At 73.3% G+C, this 15,829-nt stretch carries 10 protein-coding genes; 3 read left to right on the forward strand and 7 right to left on the reverse strand.

All coding sequences use genetic code 11. From position 1 onward, the window contains the following. Positions 1-4: 4 nt before the first annotated feature. The 7 genes from ABZX61_RS24750 to ABZX61_RS24780 form a co-directional block, all read right to left on the reverse strand. Positions 5-1,363: a hypothetical protein gene (locus ABZX61_RS24750; protein ID WP_355197983.1), complete on the reverse strand. Its 1,359-nt coding sequence runs from the start codon at positions 1,361-1,363 to the stop codon at positions 5-7. Then, positions 1,363-2,367 carry a hypothetical protein gene (locus ABZX61_RS24755; RefSeq protein ID WP_355197985.1) on the reverse strand — a complete coding sequence of 335 codons (1,005 nt, stop codon included), beginning with the start codon at positions 2,365-2,367 and terminating at the stop codon, positions 1,363-1,365. Before ABZX61_RS24755 ends, ABZX61_RS24750 begins: the two co-directional genes overlap by 1 nt. Further along, positions 2,364-3,341 carry a hypothetical protein gene (locus ABZX61_RS24760; protein ID WP_355197987.1) on the reverse strand — a complete coding sequence of 326 codons (978 nt, stop codon included), beginning with the start codon at positions 3,339-3,341 and terminating at the stop codon, positions 2,364-2,366. The genes ABZX61_RS24755 and ABZX61_RS24760 overlap by 4 nt, the downstream gene beginning before the upstream one ends. Then, positions 3,331-5,166: a hypothetical protein gene (locus ABZX61_RS24765; protein WP_355197989.1), complete on the reverse strand. Its 1,836-nt coding sequence runs from the start codon at positions 5,164-5,166 to the stop codon at positions 3,331-3,333. The genes ABZX61_RS24760 and ABZX61_RS24765 overlap by 11 nt, the downstream gene beginning before the upstream one ends. Positions 5,167-5,168: 2 nt before the next feature. Next, positions 5,169-8,279 carry a tubulin-like doman-containing protein gene (locus ABZX61_RS24770; protein WP_355197991.1) on the reverse strand — a complete coding sequence of 1,037 codons (3,111 nt, stop codon included), beginning with the start codon at positions 8,277-8,279 and terminating at the stop codon, positions 5,169-5,171. 7 nt (positions 8,280-8,286) lie between these two features. Further along, positions 8,287-10,458, reverse strand: coding sequence for a vWA domain-containing protein (locus ABZX61_RS24775; protein ID WP_355197993.1), 2,172 nt, complete (start codon positions 10,456-10,458; stop codon positions 8,287-8,289). Positions 10,459-10,748: 290 nt separating this feature from the next. Further along, positions 10,749-11,366, reverse strand: a complete 618-nt coding sequence (locus ABZX61_RS24780; RefSeq protein WP_355197995.1) for a TetR/AcrR family transcriptional regulator — start codon at positions 11,364-11,366, stop codon at positions 10,749-10,751. Between the two features lie 74 nt (positions 11,367-11,440). On the opposite strand from ABZX61_RS24780, the gene ABZX61_RS24785 reads away from it, so the two are divergent. The 3 genes from ABZX61_RS24785 (at position 11,441) to ABZX61_RS24795 (ending at position 15,829) form a co-directional block, all read left to right on the forward strand. Next, positions 11,441-12,919 carry an FAD-dependent monooxygenase gene (locus ABZX61_RS24785; RefSeq protein WP_355197997.1) on the forward strand — a complete coding sequence of 493 codons (1,479 nt, stop codon included), beginning with the start codon at positions 11,441-11,443 and terminating at the stop codon, positions 12,917-12,919. A 100-nt stretch (positions 12,920-13,019) separates the two neighbouring features. Beyond that, on the forward strand, positions 13,020-13,550 hold the full coding sequence (locus tag ABZX61_RS24790) for a hypothetical protein (protein WP_355197999.1): 531 nt from the start codon (positions 13,020-13,022) through the stop codon (positions 13,548-13,550). Next, the gene (locus tag ABZX61_RS24795; RefSeq protein WP_355198001.1) at positions 13,547-15,829 is read left to right on the forward strand and encodes a bifunctional polysaccharide deacetylase/glycosyltransferase family 2 protein; all 2,283 of its coding nucleotides are present in this window, start codon (positions 13,547-13,549) and stop codon (positions 15,827-15,829) included. Before ABZX61_RS24790 ends, ABZX61_RS24795 begins: the two co-directional genes overlap by 4 nt.

Below are 15,829 nucleotides of genomic sequence, written 5' to 3' on the forward strand. Positions count from 1 at the left end.
GTGGTCAGCGCAGGATCGTCGTCACGACCTGGAGGACGAGCACGACCAGCAGCACCGCGGCCAGGACGAGCCAGCGGGGATCGAGCCAGGCGGACCTGACGGCCTCGGCGGGGGCGTCGGGGTCCAGCAGGTCGCGCAGGATCGGGTTGACCTCGTCGTCGGGCAGCAGCCGCTCCAGCTCGGGCACCAGTGCGTGCAGCCGGGAGCGTACGTCGGCCGGCGGGCGCGTCCGCGCCCAGGCGTGGACGTCCCTCAGGATGCCCCGGGCCGCGCCTTCGGTGGTCGCCTCCGCCAGCTCCGTCAGGAAGTAGTCGAAGGCGTCGCGCACCGCGACGGGCTGCGGGTCGGGGCGGGCCTGCGGTGTGACCGGTGCGCGGGGCTCCGGCGCGGGCGTGGGGCGGGGCCGTTCCGCGGGCGCCCGCCTCCGCGGGCCCGATGCCACCGCGGGCGCCGGTTCTGAAGGCTCCGAAGGCTTGGGAGGCTCCGGCGGAGGAGGCGTCCGGGGCTCGTCCGGTACGGGCTTCGGCGGCTCGCGCAGCGCGGCCCCGAGTAGCTCGACCCGCTCCTCCAGCGCCATCCCGTCGTTGATCCGCAACCGCTTGACCAGCTCCGGCAGCCGCCGGCCCGCGTACGCGTCGACGACCATGGCCGCGATCTCGCCGTACAGGTCGCTCTGGTCGGGCGCCCGCAGATCCACGCGCCGCCGGTGCGAGGCCCGCGACGACGGCCCCGGCCACTGCTGCAGGAAGATGACCTCGGCCCCCTGCTTGAGGTCGTCGCTCTCGTAGGTGGAGAACGTCTCCGGATAGCGCCCCAGTACCAGGTCCAGGATGTCCACCAGCCCCCACAGCTGCACGACGGCCTCCCCCTGGGCCACCACCGAGAGCGACTCCCGGTGCCCGCGCAGCGCTTCCGAGACGATCGGCGCGAGCGTCGCCGCCTCGGCGCGGGCCCGCCGGTCGAGTGCCGCGCTCGCGTCGGCATAGGGGCGCAGCAGCACGGCCAGGTCGAGCGGCTCCGGGTCGGCGGGCAGCAGCGAGCTCCAGCCGGGCGCGAGCGCGAGCGCCTGGCGGACGTTCGGCATCGCCGAGGCGTTGGCGGCCGAGCCGCCCAGGTACGCCTGGACCCGGATGGTCCGCCTGCTGTCCGAGCCGCCGGTGCGCGTGCGCGAGAGCACCACGACGCGACCGTCCACCATGAGCCGGCAGACGCTGACCCCGGGCGCGGGACCGGGGTCGAGCCAGGGGCCGAGCTGGTGGTACCAGCCCCGGGTGTCCTCCAGGGAGGAGCGCACGGGGCCGAGGCCGGTGCGGCGCTCGTCCCACTCGAACAAGATCCAGTCGACGCTGGAGTAACGCCCCATCAGATCCCCACCTCCGGATAGCCGCGCAGGACACCGGTCATCGCGAGGAGCGAGATCAGGGGCGCCAGGACGCGTCGCGGCCGCACGCCCCTGGGGAAGCGCCCGTCGGTCGGGGCGCAGCCCGTCGCCGAGACGAAATGCAGGGTGCACTTGCGGCATTTGTCGTAGGGGCTGAGCCACGCCTGCGCGCCGCGCCCGTGCAGGAAGGCGTAGACGTCGCGGCTCTCCCGCAGGACGTCCACCTGGTCCAGCCGGTCGGGCTGGTCGTACAGCCAGGTGTCGACCGGCGACTCGAAGCGCACCGAGTCGCTCTTGGTGACCGCGATGACGGCGGGGATGTCCAGCCGCCCGCCGCTCTTGGGCAGCCGGTCGAGCACGGCGCGGAAGGACTCGTCGCCCATCCTGGCCGACCTGGTGGCGGCGTCGATCACGAAGAGCAGCCCGCCGACGGCCGGCACGAACCTGGTCGCCTCGTGGGTGGAGCTGCGCAGCAGCTCGCCGGCGATGTCGAAGAACGCCACCGCGGTGGTGTGCCGGCCGTCGTTGACGAGCAGCGCGTCGGCCGGCTCGGCGGTGGCCCGGTGGGTGGTGCGCGAGAGCGCGGTCCGCTCGACCATCAGCGGATGCACGTACGTGTTGACGTACTCGGCGTGCCGCTCGATGTCCACCGCGTCCGCGGTCAGCCCGTACGGCCGCAGGCCGCCCTGCTCGATGGCGCCGATCATCGAGGCCAGCAGGTGGGTCTTGCCCGTCTCCGGCCCGCCGACCAGCCCGATCACCAGCGGGCGGCCGTGCCGTACGTAGGTGTAGGGCAGGTGGTGTTCGAGGCTCGGGTCCGCCACCGGCGCCGGGCAGCGGACGTGGGCGGCGCGCAGCAGGTCCTCGCGGCGGGCCCCGGTCGCGTTCTCCAGGGAGAGCGGCTGGTAGTGGCCCGCGGGGGTGCGTTCGTAGAGCTCGTCCTCGCTCCAGGCGAACTCGTGCAGGCAGATCGGGCAGAGGATCATCGGATCACCATCCAGACGACCACGACGAGGGCGGCCAGCACGGCCAGCGGAAGCCAGCGGGCCCACCACTTCTGCGGCTGCTCCTGCGGCACCTGCTCGATCCGGGTGGAGGGCGGAGGTTGTTCCACCTCCTGCTCACGTTTGGCTTCGTGGGCCCGGTCGAAGGCGACGCGGCCCTCTTCGAGCCGGAGGTCCGGTTCGGCGGGGATGGACCGCATGGGGTCCGGCTCCCGCAGCCGGTCGAGCACCTCCAGCGCCGACGGCGGCTGACCGGAGAAGACGTCGTGGATCGGCTGCAGCGCCGGGGCGGCGGTGAGGTCGGGGCGGTCGGCGACCTCGCGGGCGGTGACCGTGCGGTAGATCACCATTCCGGCGCTCCAGAGGTCGTCGGCGGTGGAGGCGCGGCCGGTGCCCGCGCGCTGATCCGGGGCGGCGTAGGGGGCCTCACCCAGCCGCAGCCGGCGGCTGCCGGCCAGCGTGGCGTGGCTGAGGTCGGTGAGCTGTACGGCGGTGCCGTCCCAGCGCACGGTGCCCGGGTCGATGCGCCGGTGGACGATGTCGCAGGCCGACAGGATGCGTACGGCGCGGAAGAGGCTCGCCTGCAGGGCCCGCTGCTCGGCGATCAGGAGCGAGCCGGCGAAGCGGGTGACCGGCTCGCCCCGATGGTCGGAGAGCAGCACGAACGGCTCCTCCTCGTCCAGGCTGTAGCCCATCAGCCGGGGCAGCTCGACGGGGTAGGCCCGCCGCAGCCGGGTGAGCAGCCTGGCGCCCATCCGGGCCTCGTTCTCCAGCAGGTCGTAGAGGTGGTCGCGGTCGCGCCCCTCCGCGCGGGGCACCCGCCGCTGCACGATCTTGGTGCCCGGGACGACGAGGGTCAGCCGGCGCTCGAAGGGGTCGTGGTCCGGCTCCGCCTCCACCTCCCAGGTCACGAGGTCGCCGTCCGGAGTGAAGAAGGTCAGCGGCTCAGGTTCCATCCTCGCTCCAGTTCTCCTCGACCGTCCCGGGGCGCAGCGGCACCAGGCGCAGGGTGCCGGCGTACTGTCCTGACCGGGTCCACACGACGTCGGGCGGGTTGCCCTGCCCCCGCACGGCCCTGGGCGCGAAGCGCACCGCGTACGCCTGCCGCAGCAGCATCGCCAGGTCACGGTCGCCGCACAGTTGCAGCATCTGGCCGTTCGCCTGGGCCCGCAGCGCGCGCACGACCTGCTGGGACTGCCGCCAGACCGCGTCGACGAGCTCCTGGCGGCCCGTGTCGCCGGTGCCGAAGTCGGGGCGTTCCTGGACGCCCCGGTGGTTCAGGTGGTAGCGGTACTGCCGCAGCGTCTCGTCGACCCGGCGTTCCAACCCCACCTGCGCGTCCCGGTAGGCGCCCTGTTCGAGGGAGGTCCAGGCGGGCTCCAGCCAGCTCGTGACCGCGTCGACGAGGTCGCCGGTGATGACCTCGCGCAGCTGGCCGCCGCGGTCGCGCAGCCGTACGGTGACCTCCTCGTCGAGCGCCGGGCTCGCGGCGGCCTGGCCGGTCTCGGCCTTGTTCCAGTCGGTCAGCGTCCAGGACACCTGCGCGCAGATCTCGTTCAGGGCCGCCGCCAGCGTGCGGGACGCGTCGGAGGTGTGCATGCGGGCCTGGCCGAGCATCCACTCGCTGGCCGCGACCCGTTCGAGCATCGAGCGCAGGTCGTCGAGGGCGGTCCTGGCCGGTCCGAGCGAGAGCTGCTCGCGCCACCACGCCCGCGAGCGCCGCCAGAAGACGAAGCGGGGCAGGAACGTGGCGGGGAACTCGGCGGGCGCGTGCAGCGCGTTGAGCAGCTCGTCCGGGCAGGCCCGCCAGAGGTCGCCGACGAAGGCGCGGCTGCCGATGGGCGCGCTGTGGTCGGCCAGCAGGCGGTAGCGCGAGACCATCCGCTGCATGCTCTTGCGCTCGGCCAGGGCCGCCTCCAGGTCGGCGCGCAGCTCGCCGACGATCTGGGCGTGGCCCATGTCGGCGGGGACGGCGAACCTGATCCCGTGCGCGGCCAGCCGCTCGGCGGCGTTGTCGTCGGTGTGGTCGATCTCCTCGAAGAGCCGCGCGACGGTGTCGCGAAACTTGGCGAGCGCCCGCCCCGCGGCGATCACCTTGTCGACGACCGCGGCCCGGGCGCGGGCGTTGTGGATGTAGCCGAGGTCGTCCAGGGCGCGGACCGCCTGGTCGATCCGTTCGGCGGCGCTCCGGTGGAGCCGGTCCAGCGGGCCCTCCGGGACGAGCGCGTCGAGGAGGTCGGAGGGCAGGTCGACGGTGCCGCTGAGCACGGGCAGCGCGGTGGCCAGCGGCGAGCTGAAGGTGGCCGTGTCCTGCTGGACCGGCCCGTCGAAGCGTTCGGCCACCTCGCGGAAGGCCTGGCCGAGCACCTCGGGGTCGATCCGGCCGGCCACGATGCGCCAGCCGGGCGAGGCGGTGCCGTACGGGATGTCGCCCAGGCTGCTGACCACCTCGTCGAAGACCTCCGGCTGGGTGAGCAGGTCGATCAGGATGGCCTCCGCGCTCACCCCGGGCCCGTGGGCCGCCTCGCCGGTGTCGGCGTTCCACAGGATGCCGCAGGGGTCGCTCACCCAGAGCACCCTGCGGCTCTCCCCGTCCAGGACGGGGGGCAGGCGCAGGTCGGGTCCCACCGCCAGGACGAGCACCGACCTGACCAGGCGCGAGCTGAAGACGTCCTGGAGCACCCGCTGGGCGCCGGCCAGGCGTTCGGTGTCGGCCACCACCAGGACCTGGGCGCCGAGCCGCTCCAGCTCACCCTTGCGCAGGTCGAGCACGACGACCATGCTCACTCCCCGAGGAGCGCGTCCAGGTCGCGCAGGTTGTAGGCGACCGCCTCGGCGACCCGCTCGAACGGCAGGTCCAGGGCGGCGGGCAGGGTGTGCGCCCAGAAGGCGATCAGCTGGTCGGCCCGGTTGCGCGCGCCCGACGGCAGCTTGGGCACCATGATCTCCAGCAGGCCGAGCTGGTCGGCGGACATGCCGGTGACGAGGTGGTAGAGCGGGTCCGGCACGGTGGGGGCGCCCGCCAGGCCCTTCGGGGTGGCGTTCATGAGCTGCTCGCTGACCAGGCTGCGGAACTCCTCGTCGCCGCCGATCACCCACTGCTCGTAGGCCCGCAGCATGCTCGGCCAGGAGGAGGCCTTGCCGTACCCGGTCAGCGGGAGCGTCATCGAGCCGCCCTCGACGTCGATCCGGATCCGCGCCGGCGAGCTCAGCTCGCCCTCCACCACGCTGACCCGGCCGTTCCAGAGCAGGCAGAGCAGCCGGTGCAGGATCCGGACCCGGTGCTCCTCGGTCGTGGCCAGGTAGCCGAAGTCGTAGCCGAGCCGCTGGCGCCACTTCAGGTGGTCCTGCGGCCGTTCGTCGCGCAGCGCGTCGGCCCAGCTGTGCAGCACTTCGCGCAGCTCGCGGACCTGGGTGACGCTCATCGACGTGCGCAGCTGCACCACGGTCACCGAGTCGGCGTCGATGTTGCGGTAGTCGGGCACGCCCGGCAGGTCGATCCGGTCCTTGAGGAACCGTTCGAGGGCCGGGTCCTTGGCCGGCGCCGGATAGGAGACCAGCACCTTCAGGTCGCCGGTGCCGTCGGGGGTGAAGCCGCCCGGCACCAGGTCGGCCAGCTTGAGCTGGAACTGCCGCACGTGCGGGTCGTCGCCGCCGCCCGAGGCGGCCTGGGCGAGGATGTCGGCCAGGGAGGGCAGCAGTGGCTGTTCGCCCAGCGCGGCGGCCTCGTCCTGGTCCTTGAAGAGCTTCTTCACCTCCAGCTTGATCCGGTCGCGCACCCAGGTGAGCGCGTCGGCCGGCTTGCCCGTGCGCCAGGCCAGGTCGTAGGCGTGCCGCCAGCCGTCCGGGCCGATCAGCGCGTTGGCCACGGCGGCCTCCCCGTCGGTGGGGCGCAGCAGCTGCCGGGAGACGAAGACGTCGACGAAGCGGCGGACGACCGCGTCGTAGAAGGACTCCGCGCCCGCGGGCGGCAGCAGGTGGTAGACGCCCACGCGGGTCTCGTAGAGCTCGCCGGCCCGGCGCGCGAAGCGCTCGGCGTCGGCCTCGGCGTGCTCGACGAAGACCTGCGTGAACTCGCGCACCTCGCGGATGAGCTGCTTGCGGCGCGGCTCCCAGCGGGGCATCTGGTCGGCCCACGCCCGGTGCCAGAGCCCCTGGCTGCGCCACAGGTACCAGGCGTCCTGGTCGGCGATCGAGGCCTGGACCTCGGGGTCGGTCCACTGCGCCTTGCGCAGCAGCCGGTCGCGCATCGGCCGGGGCTGCGGCGGGGCCTCGGTCATGTTGTCGTACGGCTTGCGCGGCTGCGCCCTGCGGTGGTCCAGGAGCCCGGCGAAGCCCAGCCGGTCGGCCTCGTGCACGTCGCCGGGCAGGCCGACCACCACCCGCCGCAGCCGGAACGGGTCGACCTGGCCGAGCGCCTCGAGCGCGCCGCGGCGCACGTCCAGCTCCTGGGCCAGGGTCGGCACGACGCGGTTGAGCTGCCGTTCGAGTGAGGCCAGGTTGTCCTCCATCGCCCGCATCCGGTTGGCCAGCGACTTCTGGATCTCGGCCGCGCCGGTGGCGGGGCGCACGTCCGGCAGCGGCAGCGGCTCGCGGGTGTTGAGCGGCTCGAGGTTGGTGGTGGTGAACATGCGCCGGATCTCGTCGATGTTGCTCTCGGCGGCGCCCGGCGGCACGGCTTCGAGCTGCGTCACCGCGCGGGCCAGCAGCCGGGAGCTGACGAGGTCGGCCAGCTCCTCCACGGGGACGGTCATGGAGGAGACGAAGGCCGTCGAGACGCCCCGGTTGCCGATGCCGGAGGCCGCCGCCACCTCGCGTTCCACGGCCCGGTTGATGAAGTCGTCGGCGAAGGAGGACTCGCCGCGGTCCTCCATGCCGCCGCCGTCGCCCGTGGCGTGCGGCTGGGTGCCGGCCAGCGAGACGATCAGGGAGGCGATCGAGCGGTGCAGGTCGTCCCGCTCGACGCCGGGCGGCATGGTGAACAGGAACGCCGTCTGCACGGTGCCGGTGGCCAGCCGCACCTCGCCCCTGCCCGGATAGCGCACGCCGAGCTCGCCGGCGATGCCCTGCTCGTCGATCTGCGTGCCGGCGTGCGGCGCGTTCTGGTCGTCGACCAGCCGGAACAGGTCCAGCAGGCCGGCGCCGGCGTTCAGGCGGGCCCGGCGGCCGCCGCCCTTGCCCTCGGCGAAGGCCGACGGCATGACGACCAGCGGGTAGATCCGCGCCCTGATCTGGTTGCGGGCGAAGGCGTCGCCGATCAGGTGCAGGTAGTCGTAGAAGATGCCGCTGCCGGTGCCGCCCGCCACCGAGTAGGCCACGAAGACGTCGCAGGTGCGTCTGAGCCGGCCGCCCAGCCCGGCGAGTTCGCCGCCCGAGTTGCTGATCGCGCCGATGGCGTCGTCGATGCCCTGCACCACCGGCCCGGGGCCGTGCCGCATCCGCTCGAACAGCGCCGCCCTGGCCACGGTGGGCAGCTGCCCGGCGCCGCGCATCAGCGGGGCGACCAGCGGCTCCTGCTCACGCGGCGGCAGCCAGTCCTTGACGTGGTCGCTCAACGTCGCCCGCAGGCTGCGGGCCACCTCCGGGTAGGAGTCGAACTTCGGCACCACGTCGTGGATCAGGTGGGCGGTCCGGGCGGCCGCCGGGAACTCCCGCTCGGTCGGCACCACCCGGCGCCGGGTGCGGGTCAGCTCGGCCTCGTTGAGGTCCACGTAGACGAACTGCAGGCAGGAGGGCAATTCGTAGGGTTGGTAGTTCTGCCAGCTGAAGTTCCTGATCAGGTCCATGCCGTCCGGACCGCACAGCTCGTCCCGCAGCCGCCGTTCCAGTTCCACTCCGACCCGGCAGCCGGTGCCGCCGAGCCCCACGAACATCATCGGATCGAAGATCCTCATGCGCCCCTCACATCAGGTCGTCGCCTGGCATAGGTCTGTGGGTCCTGCTCTGGGACGGCTCCCGCGAGCCGTACACGGGTTGTTCCGCGCCCTTGCCCCGGTCGTCGTCGACGCCGAGGAACATGCCGCCGGTCAGCGGGATCGGGCGTCCCGGGCGCAGCGGCTCCAGCTCCTGTCCGGACGGGTCGCGGACCAGGACGGTCTGGCCGCCGCCCCGGCGGGCCGTGTAGCCGGTGCCGAACGTGCGCACCAGGCGGCCGGCGGAGATCTCGAAGGTGAACTCGGGCCCCTCGCCGAGCGGCGCCTGCATCTTGCTGACGTACGGCTCGCCCGGCCGGTCGAAGAGGTAGAAGGTCAGCTCGCTCGGATCGGCCGCCCGCATCCGCGCGCGCCTCCTGAGGAGCAGCAGCGGCAGGGCCACCGCCAGGATCAGCAGGAGGACCAGGAGGGCCTGGAGCAGCCGCTGCCACAGCGGCGTGGGCGGCTGCACGTCGACGTCGACGAACTCCTCGGCCACCACCTGCCCGGCCGCGTCGACGACCTGGACCGAGCCGCCGACCTGGCCCTTGGGCGCCTCCGCGCCGATGCGCAGCTTGAGGGCGTGCTCGGAGGCGCCGGCCGGCGCCTGGAGCCGCTGGACGGACAGGCTCACCGTGCCCGGGACGTCGACGAGCCGCAGGGCGAGCTGGGCGGGCTCGGCGTCGTTGGTCACGCGTACGGTGCCGGCGACCTCCCCGCCCGGCTCGACGGTGGCCGCGTCGAGCTGCACCTGGGCGCGGAGCCGGTCGGCGGGCCCGGCGACGCGGGTCGCGTACGGGCGCTCGTCGCCGGCCACGCCCGGGCCGGTGACCTTGCCCAGGAAGGACAGGGCGCCGGTGGCCGTGGCCGGGATGGTGACCTGGCTGGAGTATTCGCCGTCGCTCTGGGCGCGGTCGGGGCCGTCGCCCGTGTCGCGCAGGTCGACGGGGAGCTCCTGGAAGCCGTCGCCGGACATCCGGGCGGTGAAGCGCAGGCCCTCCAGCGCCGCCGGGTCGGTGATCGTGCCGGTCCTGGTCTGCAGGCGCAGCCGGACGGCCACCTGCTCGCCCGGACGCGGCCGGGGGTTGCTCAGGGAGATCGAGGCGCGCAGCGCGCCCTGCCAGACGACGGTCGCGCTGACGTCCTGGCGGCTGACGCCCGGCGGCGAGGCCAGCTGGACCCGCCACTTGCCGGGCAGCGGGTTGCGGATGCGCAGCGACTCGACCGGGCCGGCCTCGCCGGCGACCTGGAAGGTCGAGTCGTTCTGCTCGCCCTGTTTGGGCACCTGGTTGCCGTCGGGGTCGAAGTAGGTCACCCGGATGCGCCGATCGCGCTTGACCACCACGATCGAGCCGTCCGTCGCGATGATCGGGATGTTGACCTGGAGGTCGACGGTGGCGTTCGGCTCGAGGGAGTCGGTGACCGACTGCTCGATGCCCGCGCACCGGGCGTAGGCGAACGCCTCCAGCAGCGATCGCTCCACGTCCGCCGAGGTAGCGACCACCCTCGCGCGGGGCGTGGCCGTCTCCTGGTCGCCGCAGGGCTGCCGCCAGCCGCCCGCGGCGAAGGCGTCGAGGCTCGTCTTGTCGGCCGAGCCGAAGCCCAGCGGCCAGATCTGCACGCGCGCCTTCTCGGCGTCCCGCAGGCTCCGGTCGATCTGCGCCCGGGCGTTGCGGTTGCGCGCCTGGGCGTCGGCGCCGTACTGCGGGCTGTTCCTGACGTCGAGGACGCCGTCGGTCAGCAAGAAGACGATCTTCGCCCGCTGCTGGTCGTCGGGCGCGTTCATGATGTCGAGCGCCTGCTCCAGGGCGGCGGCGTGGTCGGTGTCGCCGCCCTCGCCGCTGTTGCGGCGGCGCAGCTTCTCCACGCACCGGCTCAGCGACTCGCGATCCTGGGCCGTCTCCACTCCGGTCAGGGGGCAGGCGATGTCCACGGCCGCCTGGCCCGGGCCGTTGGAGCTGCCGAAGCCGACCACGGCCACCTGCGACTGCGGCGAGAGCTCGCTGAGGGCGATGAGCTGGGAGGCGGCCCGTTCACGGGCGACGTCCTGGCCGGACAGGCTGCCCGACTCGTCGACCAGGACGACCACGCGGACGGGTTTGACGTCGGAGGGCTGCGAAGCGCCCGCGGCCGTAGGTAAGAGCGCCACAGCAGCGGTCACGGCCAGGGCGAGAAGGGACCTGAGGGATGAAGTGACGCGCACATTTCCTCACAGTTGCCGTTTTACCTATCCGCAGAACGGAGAGAGGCCACCAGAAGTTTCTGCCGCAGTTATGGACGCAATGGAAGTCTGATTAATGGGGTCCGAAATTTAGCCTCGACGCAGACATATGGCAATCCTAAGGGGAGAAATGGCGGGTCAGGCGGCAGATGAGCGATGTGTGAATCCGCTGGTCACATTAGCCACATTAGTCACTTGACTCACAAAGCCGACATAAGGGGCATTTCCTGTCAGGGGTGGTGGGCGCGGATGATGAGGTCGGCGGCGTCGGCGGCGATGGCGCGCCGCCGTTCGGGCCGCAGCGGCAGCATCCCGTACGCCGTCTCGACCCGTCCCTCGGTGATCACCAGGTACGAGAACTGGCGCGCCGCCCTGGCCGGGTCCGGGACCCGCAGCCGCCCGTCGGCGTCGCAGTCGCGCAGGTAGTCGGCCACCGCGCGGTCCGCCGACGCCGAACTCCCTCGCCAGGTGCGCTGGAGCTCCGGATGGTGCGCCACCTCCGCGATGGTCAGCCGGTGCAGCGCGGACACGCGGGGTGAGAGCGCGATGTCGAGGATCCGCCCGCCGAGCGCGGTGAGCCCCTCGCGCGGATCCCCGCTCAGGACGATGTCCGCCGTGCCGTCCGCGTCGCCTGCGCTCACCGCCGACCTGGCCTCCTGGATCGCGGCCAGGAACAGCTGCTCCTTGTCCCCGAAATGGCCGTACACCGTCTGCTTGCCCACCCCCGCCACCGCGGCGATGGCGTCCACGCTCGCCCGGGCGTACCCCTGGTCGGTGAACACCTTGATCGCGGCGTCGAGGATGGCCCGGCGCTTGGCCGGGGAGCGTCGCGGGCCGTGCTCGGCCATGGTCTGTACCCACTTTCTCCGGATGAGGGCTAGTCTACGAGACGAGACGGTCTAGTCTAGTTTAGGGAGCGACGATGGACGCCGACGTCATCGTGGTCGGAGCCGGGCCCGTGGGGCTGCTGCTCGCCGCCGAGTTACGGCTCGCCGGAGCCAGGCCGCTGGTGCTGGAACGGCTCGCCGAGCCGAGCGCCGAGCCCAAGGCGCGGGGGATCGGCCCGCTGGCCGCCGAGGCGCTGCGCCGCCGGGGGCTGGGCGGGGCCCTGGAGGCGTACCGGGAGCAGGGGCTCGCCGACAAGGCGCGCGACCACGGCAGCGAGAAGGGGCATTTCGCGCAGATCTTCAAGATCGACCCCGCGTTGCAGGAGGAGCCGGACCGGGTCGGCGCGCCGATCTGGCAACGGGACCTGGAACGGGTCCTCGCTTCGCTCGTCGGAGACGAGGGTGTCATGATGCGTGAGTGCGAGGTCGTCTCCCTGGCCCAGGACGACTCCGGCGTCACCGTCACCGTCGCCACCCCGGCCGGGGAGCGGCGGTTCTCCGCGCCGTACCTGGTCGGCTGTGACGGGGGACGCTCGACGGTGCGCAAGCGGGCCGGGTTCGACTTCCCCGGCACCGAGCCCACGAGCGTCGTACGGCGGGTCCTGACCGACGCCCCCGGTCTCGACCGCCTCCCCGCGTCGGGCTGGACCTCCACGGGCAGGCTGATGCGGGCGCCCGGGATGGTGGCCACGATCGAGTTCGACGGGTTCCCCGAGGATCGCGGGCTGCCGCTGACCGCCGAGGAGATGCGCCGGAGCCTGCTCAGGGTGACGGGCGTGGACGTCGAGATCGCGCGGGTGCGCGGCCCGCTGCGGTTCACCGACGGCGCGCGCCAGGCGGCCACGTACCGGATCGGCCGGGTCCTGCTGGCCGGCGACGCCGCCCACGTCCACTCGCCGAACGGCGGCCAGGGGCTCAACCTCGGCCTCATGGACGCCGTCAACCTGGGCTGGAAGCTCGCCGCCACCGTCGCCGGGCGGGCCCCCGAGGGGCTGCTCGACACCTACACGGCGGAACGCCACCCCGTCGGCGCCGCCGTCCTGCACAACACGCGCGCCCAGTCCGCGCTGTCGTTGCCGGGGGAGCACGCGGCGGCCATGCGCGACATCGTGTCGGACCTGCTCGACCTCCCGGACGTCAACCGCTACTTCGGCCGGATGCTGAACGGGCTCGGCACCCGGTACGCGTTCCCGTACCCGGCCACGCACCCGCTGGCCGGCCGCGCCTGCCCGGACCTGCGGCTGGTGACGACTCCGGGGGAGACCCGCACGATCTCGGAGCTGTGCGGGGGCGGGCGGGCGCTGCTCGTCCACGCGCCGTCGCAGCCGGAGGTCGGGCGGGCGGCGGGGCCGTGGCGCGGGGCGCTGGACGTGGTCGAGGCGACCGTGAAGGATCGCGACGATCTGGCGGCGGCGCTCGTCCGGCCGGACGGAGCGGTCGCGTGGGCGTCCGGCCCCGGTCCCGCCGACACGGTCACGCTGACGGCCGCCCTCGGCACGTGGCTGAGGCCCTGACCGCCACCGCGGCCTTGACTGGGCGTGTCTGGTGGTTTTGGGGTTGATGTCAAGAATGCCCTAGTTTCTCTAGTTTGCTCCCTGTCACTACGATTTCCGCGTGCCTCCTGAGCAACAGAACACGACAGCCGTCTTCGTCAACCAGAGCGGACGGCGTCGAAGGCTGATCATGATCGGCTCGATCGCCGCGAGCGTCCTGGCTCTCGCGCTGCTCGCCGTCGTGCTCGCCGGAATGTTCTCCAGCACCACCCTCTCGGTGAACGGCTGGCCGGGCGACCGCTCAGGAGCCGCGGACGGCACGGCTTCGCCGGATCGCACGCCGACGCCTTCGCCGAAGCGGTCCGAGCGGCCGACCCCCTCCGCGACCCGCCCGGAGACGACCCGCCCGCCGTCGCGCCGGCCGACCCCCAAAGCCACCGGCCAGGTCCGGCCGTCGGCGACGTCCGGGCAGTCCTCGCCGCAGCAGGCGCGGCCCACGCCACGTGCCAGCACGGATCCGGCGCCGAGCAGCGACCCCGCGACGGATCCCGCGGCCGATCCCACCGCCGGACCCACGGACAGCGAGCCGCCCGGCCAGACCAGGATGCCGCCGGGACTCGATCCGGACCGGACGAAGGGCCCGAAGAAGTGAACGGCCCACCCTGGCACGACAAGCTGGTCTGGCCGGCCGCGCCCCTCCCCGCCTGGCAGGACCACACCGCCCGGCAAGGCGACGAACGGCCGCCCGACCCGCCCGCGCCGACCGCGAGACCCCCGGCCGACCCCAAGGGCCACTGGTTCCCGCTCGCCGTCTGCATGCTGCTGGCCGCCGCCGCGCTGGTGCTCAACGGGTATGTGACCAACGTCGGCGGCGAGACGCAGGCGCCCCCGCCCTCCACGGACTCCCCGACTCCGGAGCTGGAGAAGGTCCGGCGCGGCGGCCCCGTCCTCAACATCACGGCGAACGGGCCCGCCAGCGCCCGCCTGCCGGCCAGGACCATCGCGCTGACGTTCGACGACGGCCCCGACCCGGCGTGGACCCCGCAGGTGCTCGACATGCTGAAGAAGTACGGCGCCAAGGCCACCTTCTTCACCGTCGGCTCCAAGGTGGCGCAATACCCCGAGCTGGCGCGGCGGATCGTCGCCGAGGGGCACGAGCTGGGCAACCACACCTACTCGCACGCCGACCTCGCGGCGCTGCCCGCCTGGCGGCTCAAGCTGGAGCTGTCGCTGACGCAGCGGGCGCTGGCCGGGGCGACCGGGCTGCACACGACGCTGGCCCGCCCGCCGTACTCCTCGACCCCCGCGGCGATCTCCGGGCCGCAGTGGGCCGGCATGAAGGCCCTGGCGGCCGAGGGCTACCTCGTCACGCTGACGGACCTCGACACCAAGGACTGGAGCCGCCCCGGGACGGCGAACATCGTGGCGTCCTCGCTGCCGGCCAGAGGCCGGGGCGCCGTCGTCATGATGCACGACTCGGGTGGCGACCGGCGGCAGACCGTCGAGGCCGTCGGGGCCGTCCTGCGGGAGCTGACCGGCAAGGGCTACCGCGCCGTCACGGTGACCAAGGCGCTCGGCATGCCCTCGGCGCACCAGCCGGCCGGCGGCGCGGAACGGTTCGCCGGCTCCGCGCTCAACCTGGCCCAGCGGGCTTCGGAGGCATTCGCCGGCGTGCTGGCATGGGTGCTGCTGGCCGCGGGAGCGCTCACGGTGGGGCGGCTTGGCTTCTTCGCCGTGCTCGCCTGGGTGCACGCAGCCCGCAACAGGGGCGGCAGGCGGCGCAAGGGCCGCGCGCCCGTGTGGTCCGCGCCCCCGCCGGTGACCGTGATCGTGCCCGCCTACAACGAGGCGGCCGGGATCCAGGCCACGGTGCGGTCGCTGGTCGAGACCACCTACCAGGGCCCGCTCGAGGTCCTCGTCGTCGACGACGGCTCGACCGACGGCACCGCCGAGCTGGCGCAGGCGCTGGGGCTGCCCGGCGTACGGGTGATCCGCCGGCCCAACGGCGGCAAGCCGGCCGCGCTCAACACCGGCATCGCCCAGGCCGCCCATGAGCTGCTCGTCATGGTGGACGGCGACACCGTCTTCGAACCCGCCACGATCGGCCACCTGGTCCGCCAGCTCGCCGACCCCGCGGTCGGCGCGGTGAGCGGCAACACCAAGGTCGGCAACCGGCGCGGCATGATCGGGCGCTGGCAGCACATCGAGTACGTCATCGGCTTCAACCTCGATCGGCGCGCCTTCGAGCTGCTCGACTGCATGGCCACCGTGCCCGGCGCGATCGGGGCGTTCCGGCGTTCGGCGCTCGTGGCCCTGGGCGGGGTGAGCGCGGAGACGCTGGCCGAAGACACCGACCTCACCATGGCACTGTGCCGGGCCGGATGGCGCGTGGTCTACGAGGAGAAGGCCCTGGCCTGGACCGAGGCCCCGACCTCGCTCGGCCAGCTGTGGAAGCAGCGCTACCGCTGGTGCTACGGCACCGTGCAGGCGATGTGGAAGCATCGGCGCGCCGCCCTCGAACCAGGCCCGTTCGGCCGCCGCTGCCTCGGCTACCTGACGCTGTTCCAGGTGCTGCTGCCCCTGCTGGCCCCCGTCGTCGACCTCATGGCGATCTACAACACCGTCCTGGGCGATCCGCTCCCGGTCGTCGCGGTATGGGCCGGTTTCGTGGTGGTGCAGGCGCTGACGGGCTGGTACGCGCTCCGCCTGGACGGAGAACGCGCCTCCGCGCTCTGGGTGCTGCCGCTCCAGCAGTTCGTCTACCGCCAGCTCATGTACCTCGTGGTCATCCAGTCCCTGGCAACGGCCCTGCTGGGCGTGCGGCTGCGCTGGCACACCGTACGGCGGGAGGGCACGTTCAGCGACCCCGGGCCCGCGGCGCCGGCCCCGCACGGGATCGACGGCGCCGAGCGGTTCGCGGACGCGAGGTGA

Source organism: Nonomuraea sp. NPDC003709, from assembly GCF_040610775.1.
Taxonomy (GTDB): domain Bacteria; phylum Actinomycetota; class Actinomycetes; order Streptosporangiales; family Streptosporangiaceae; genus Nonomuraea; species Nonomuraea angiospora_A.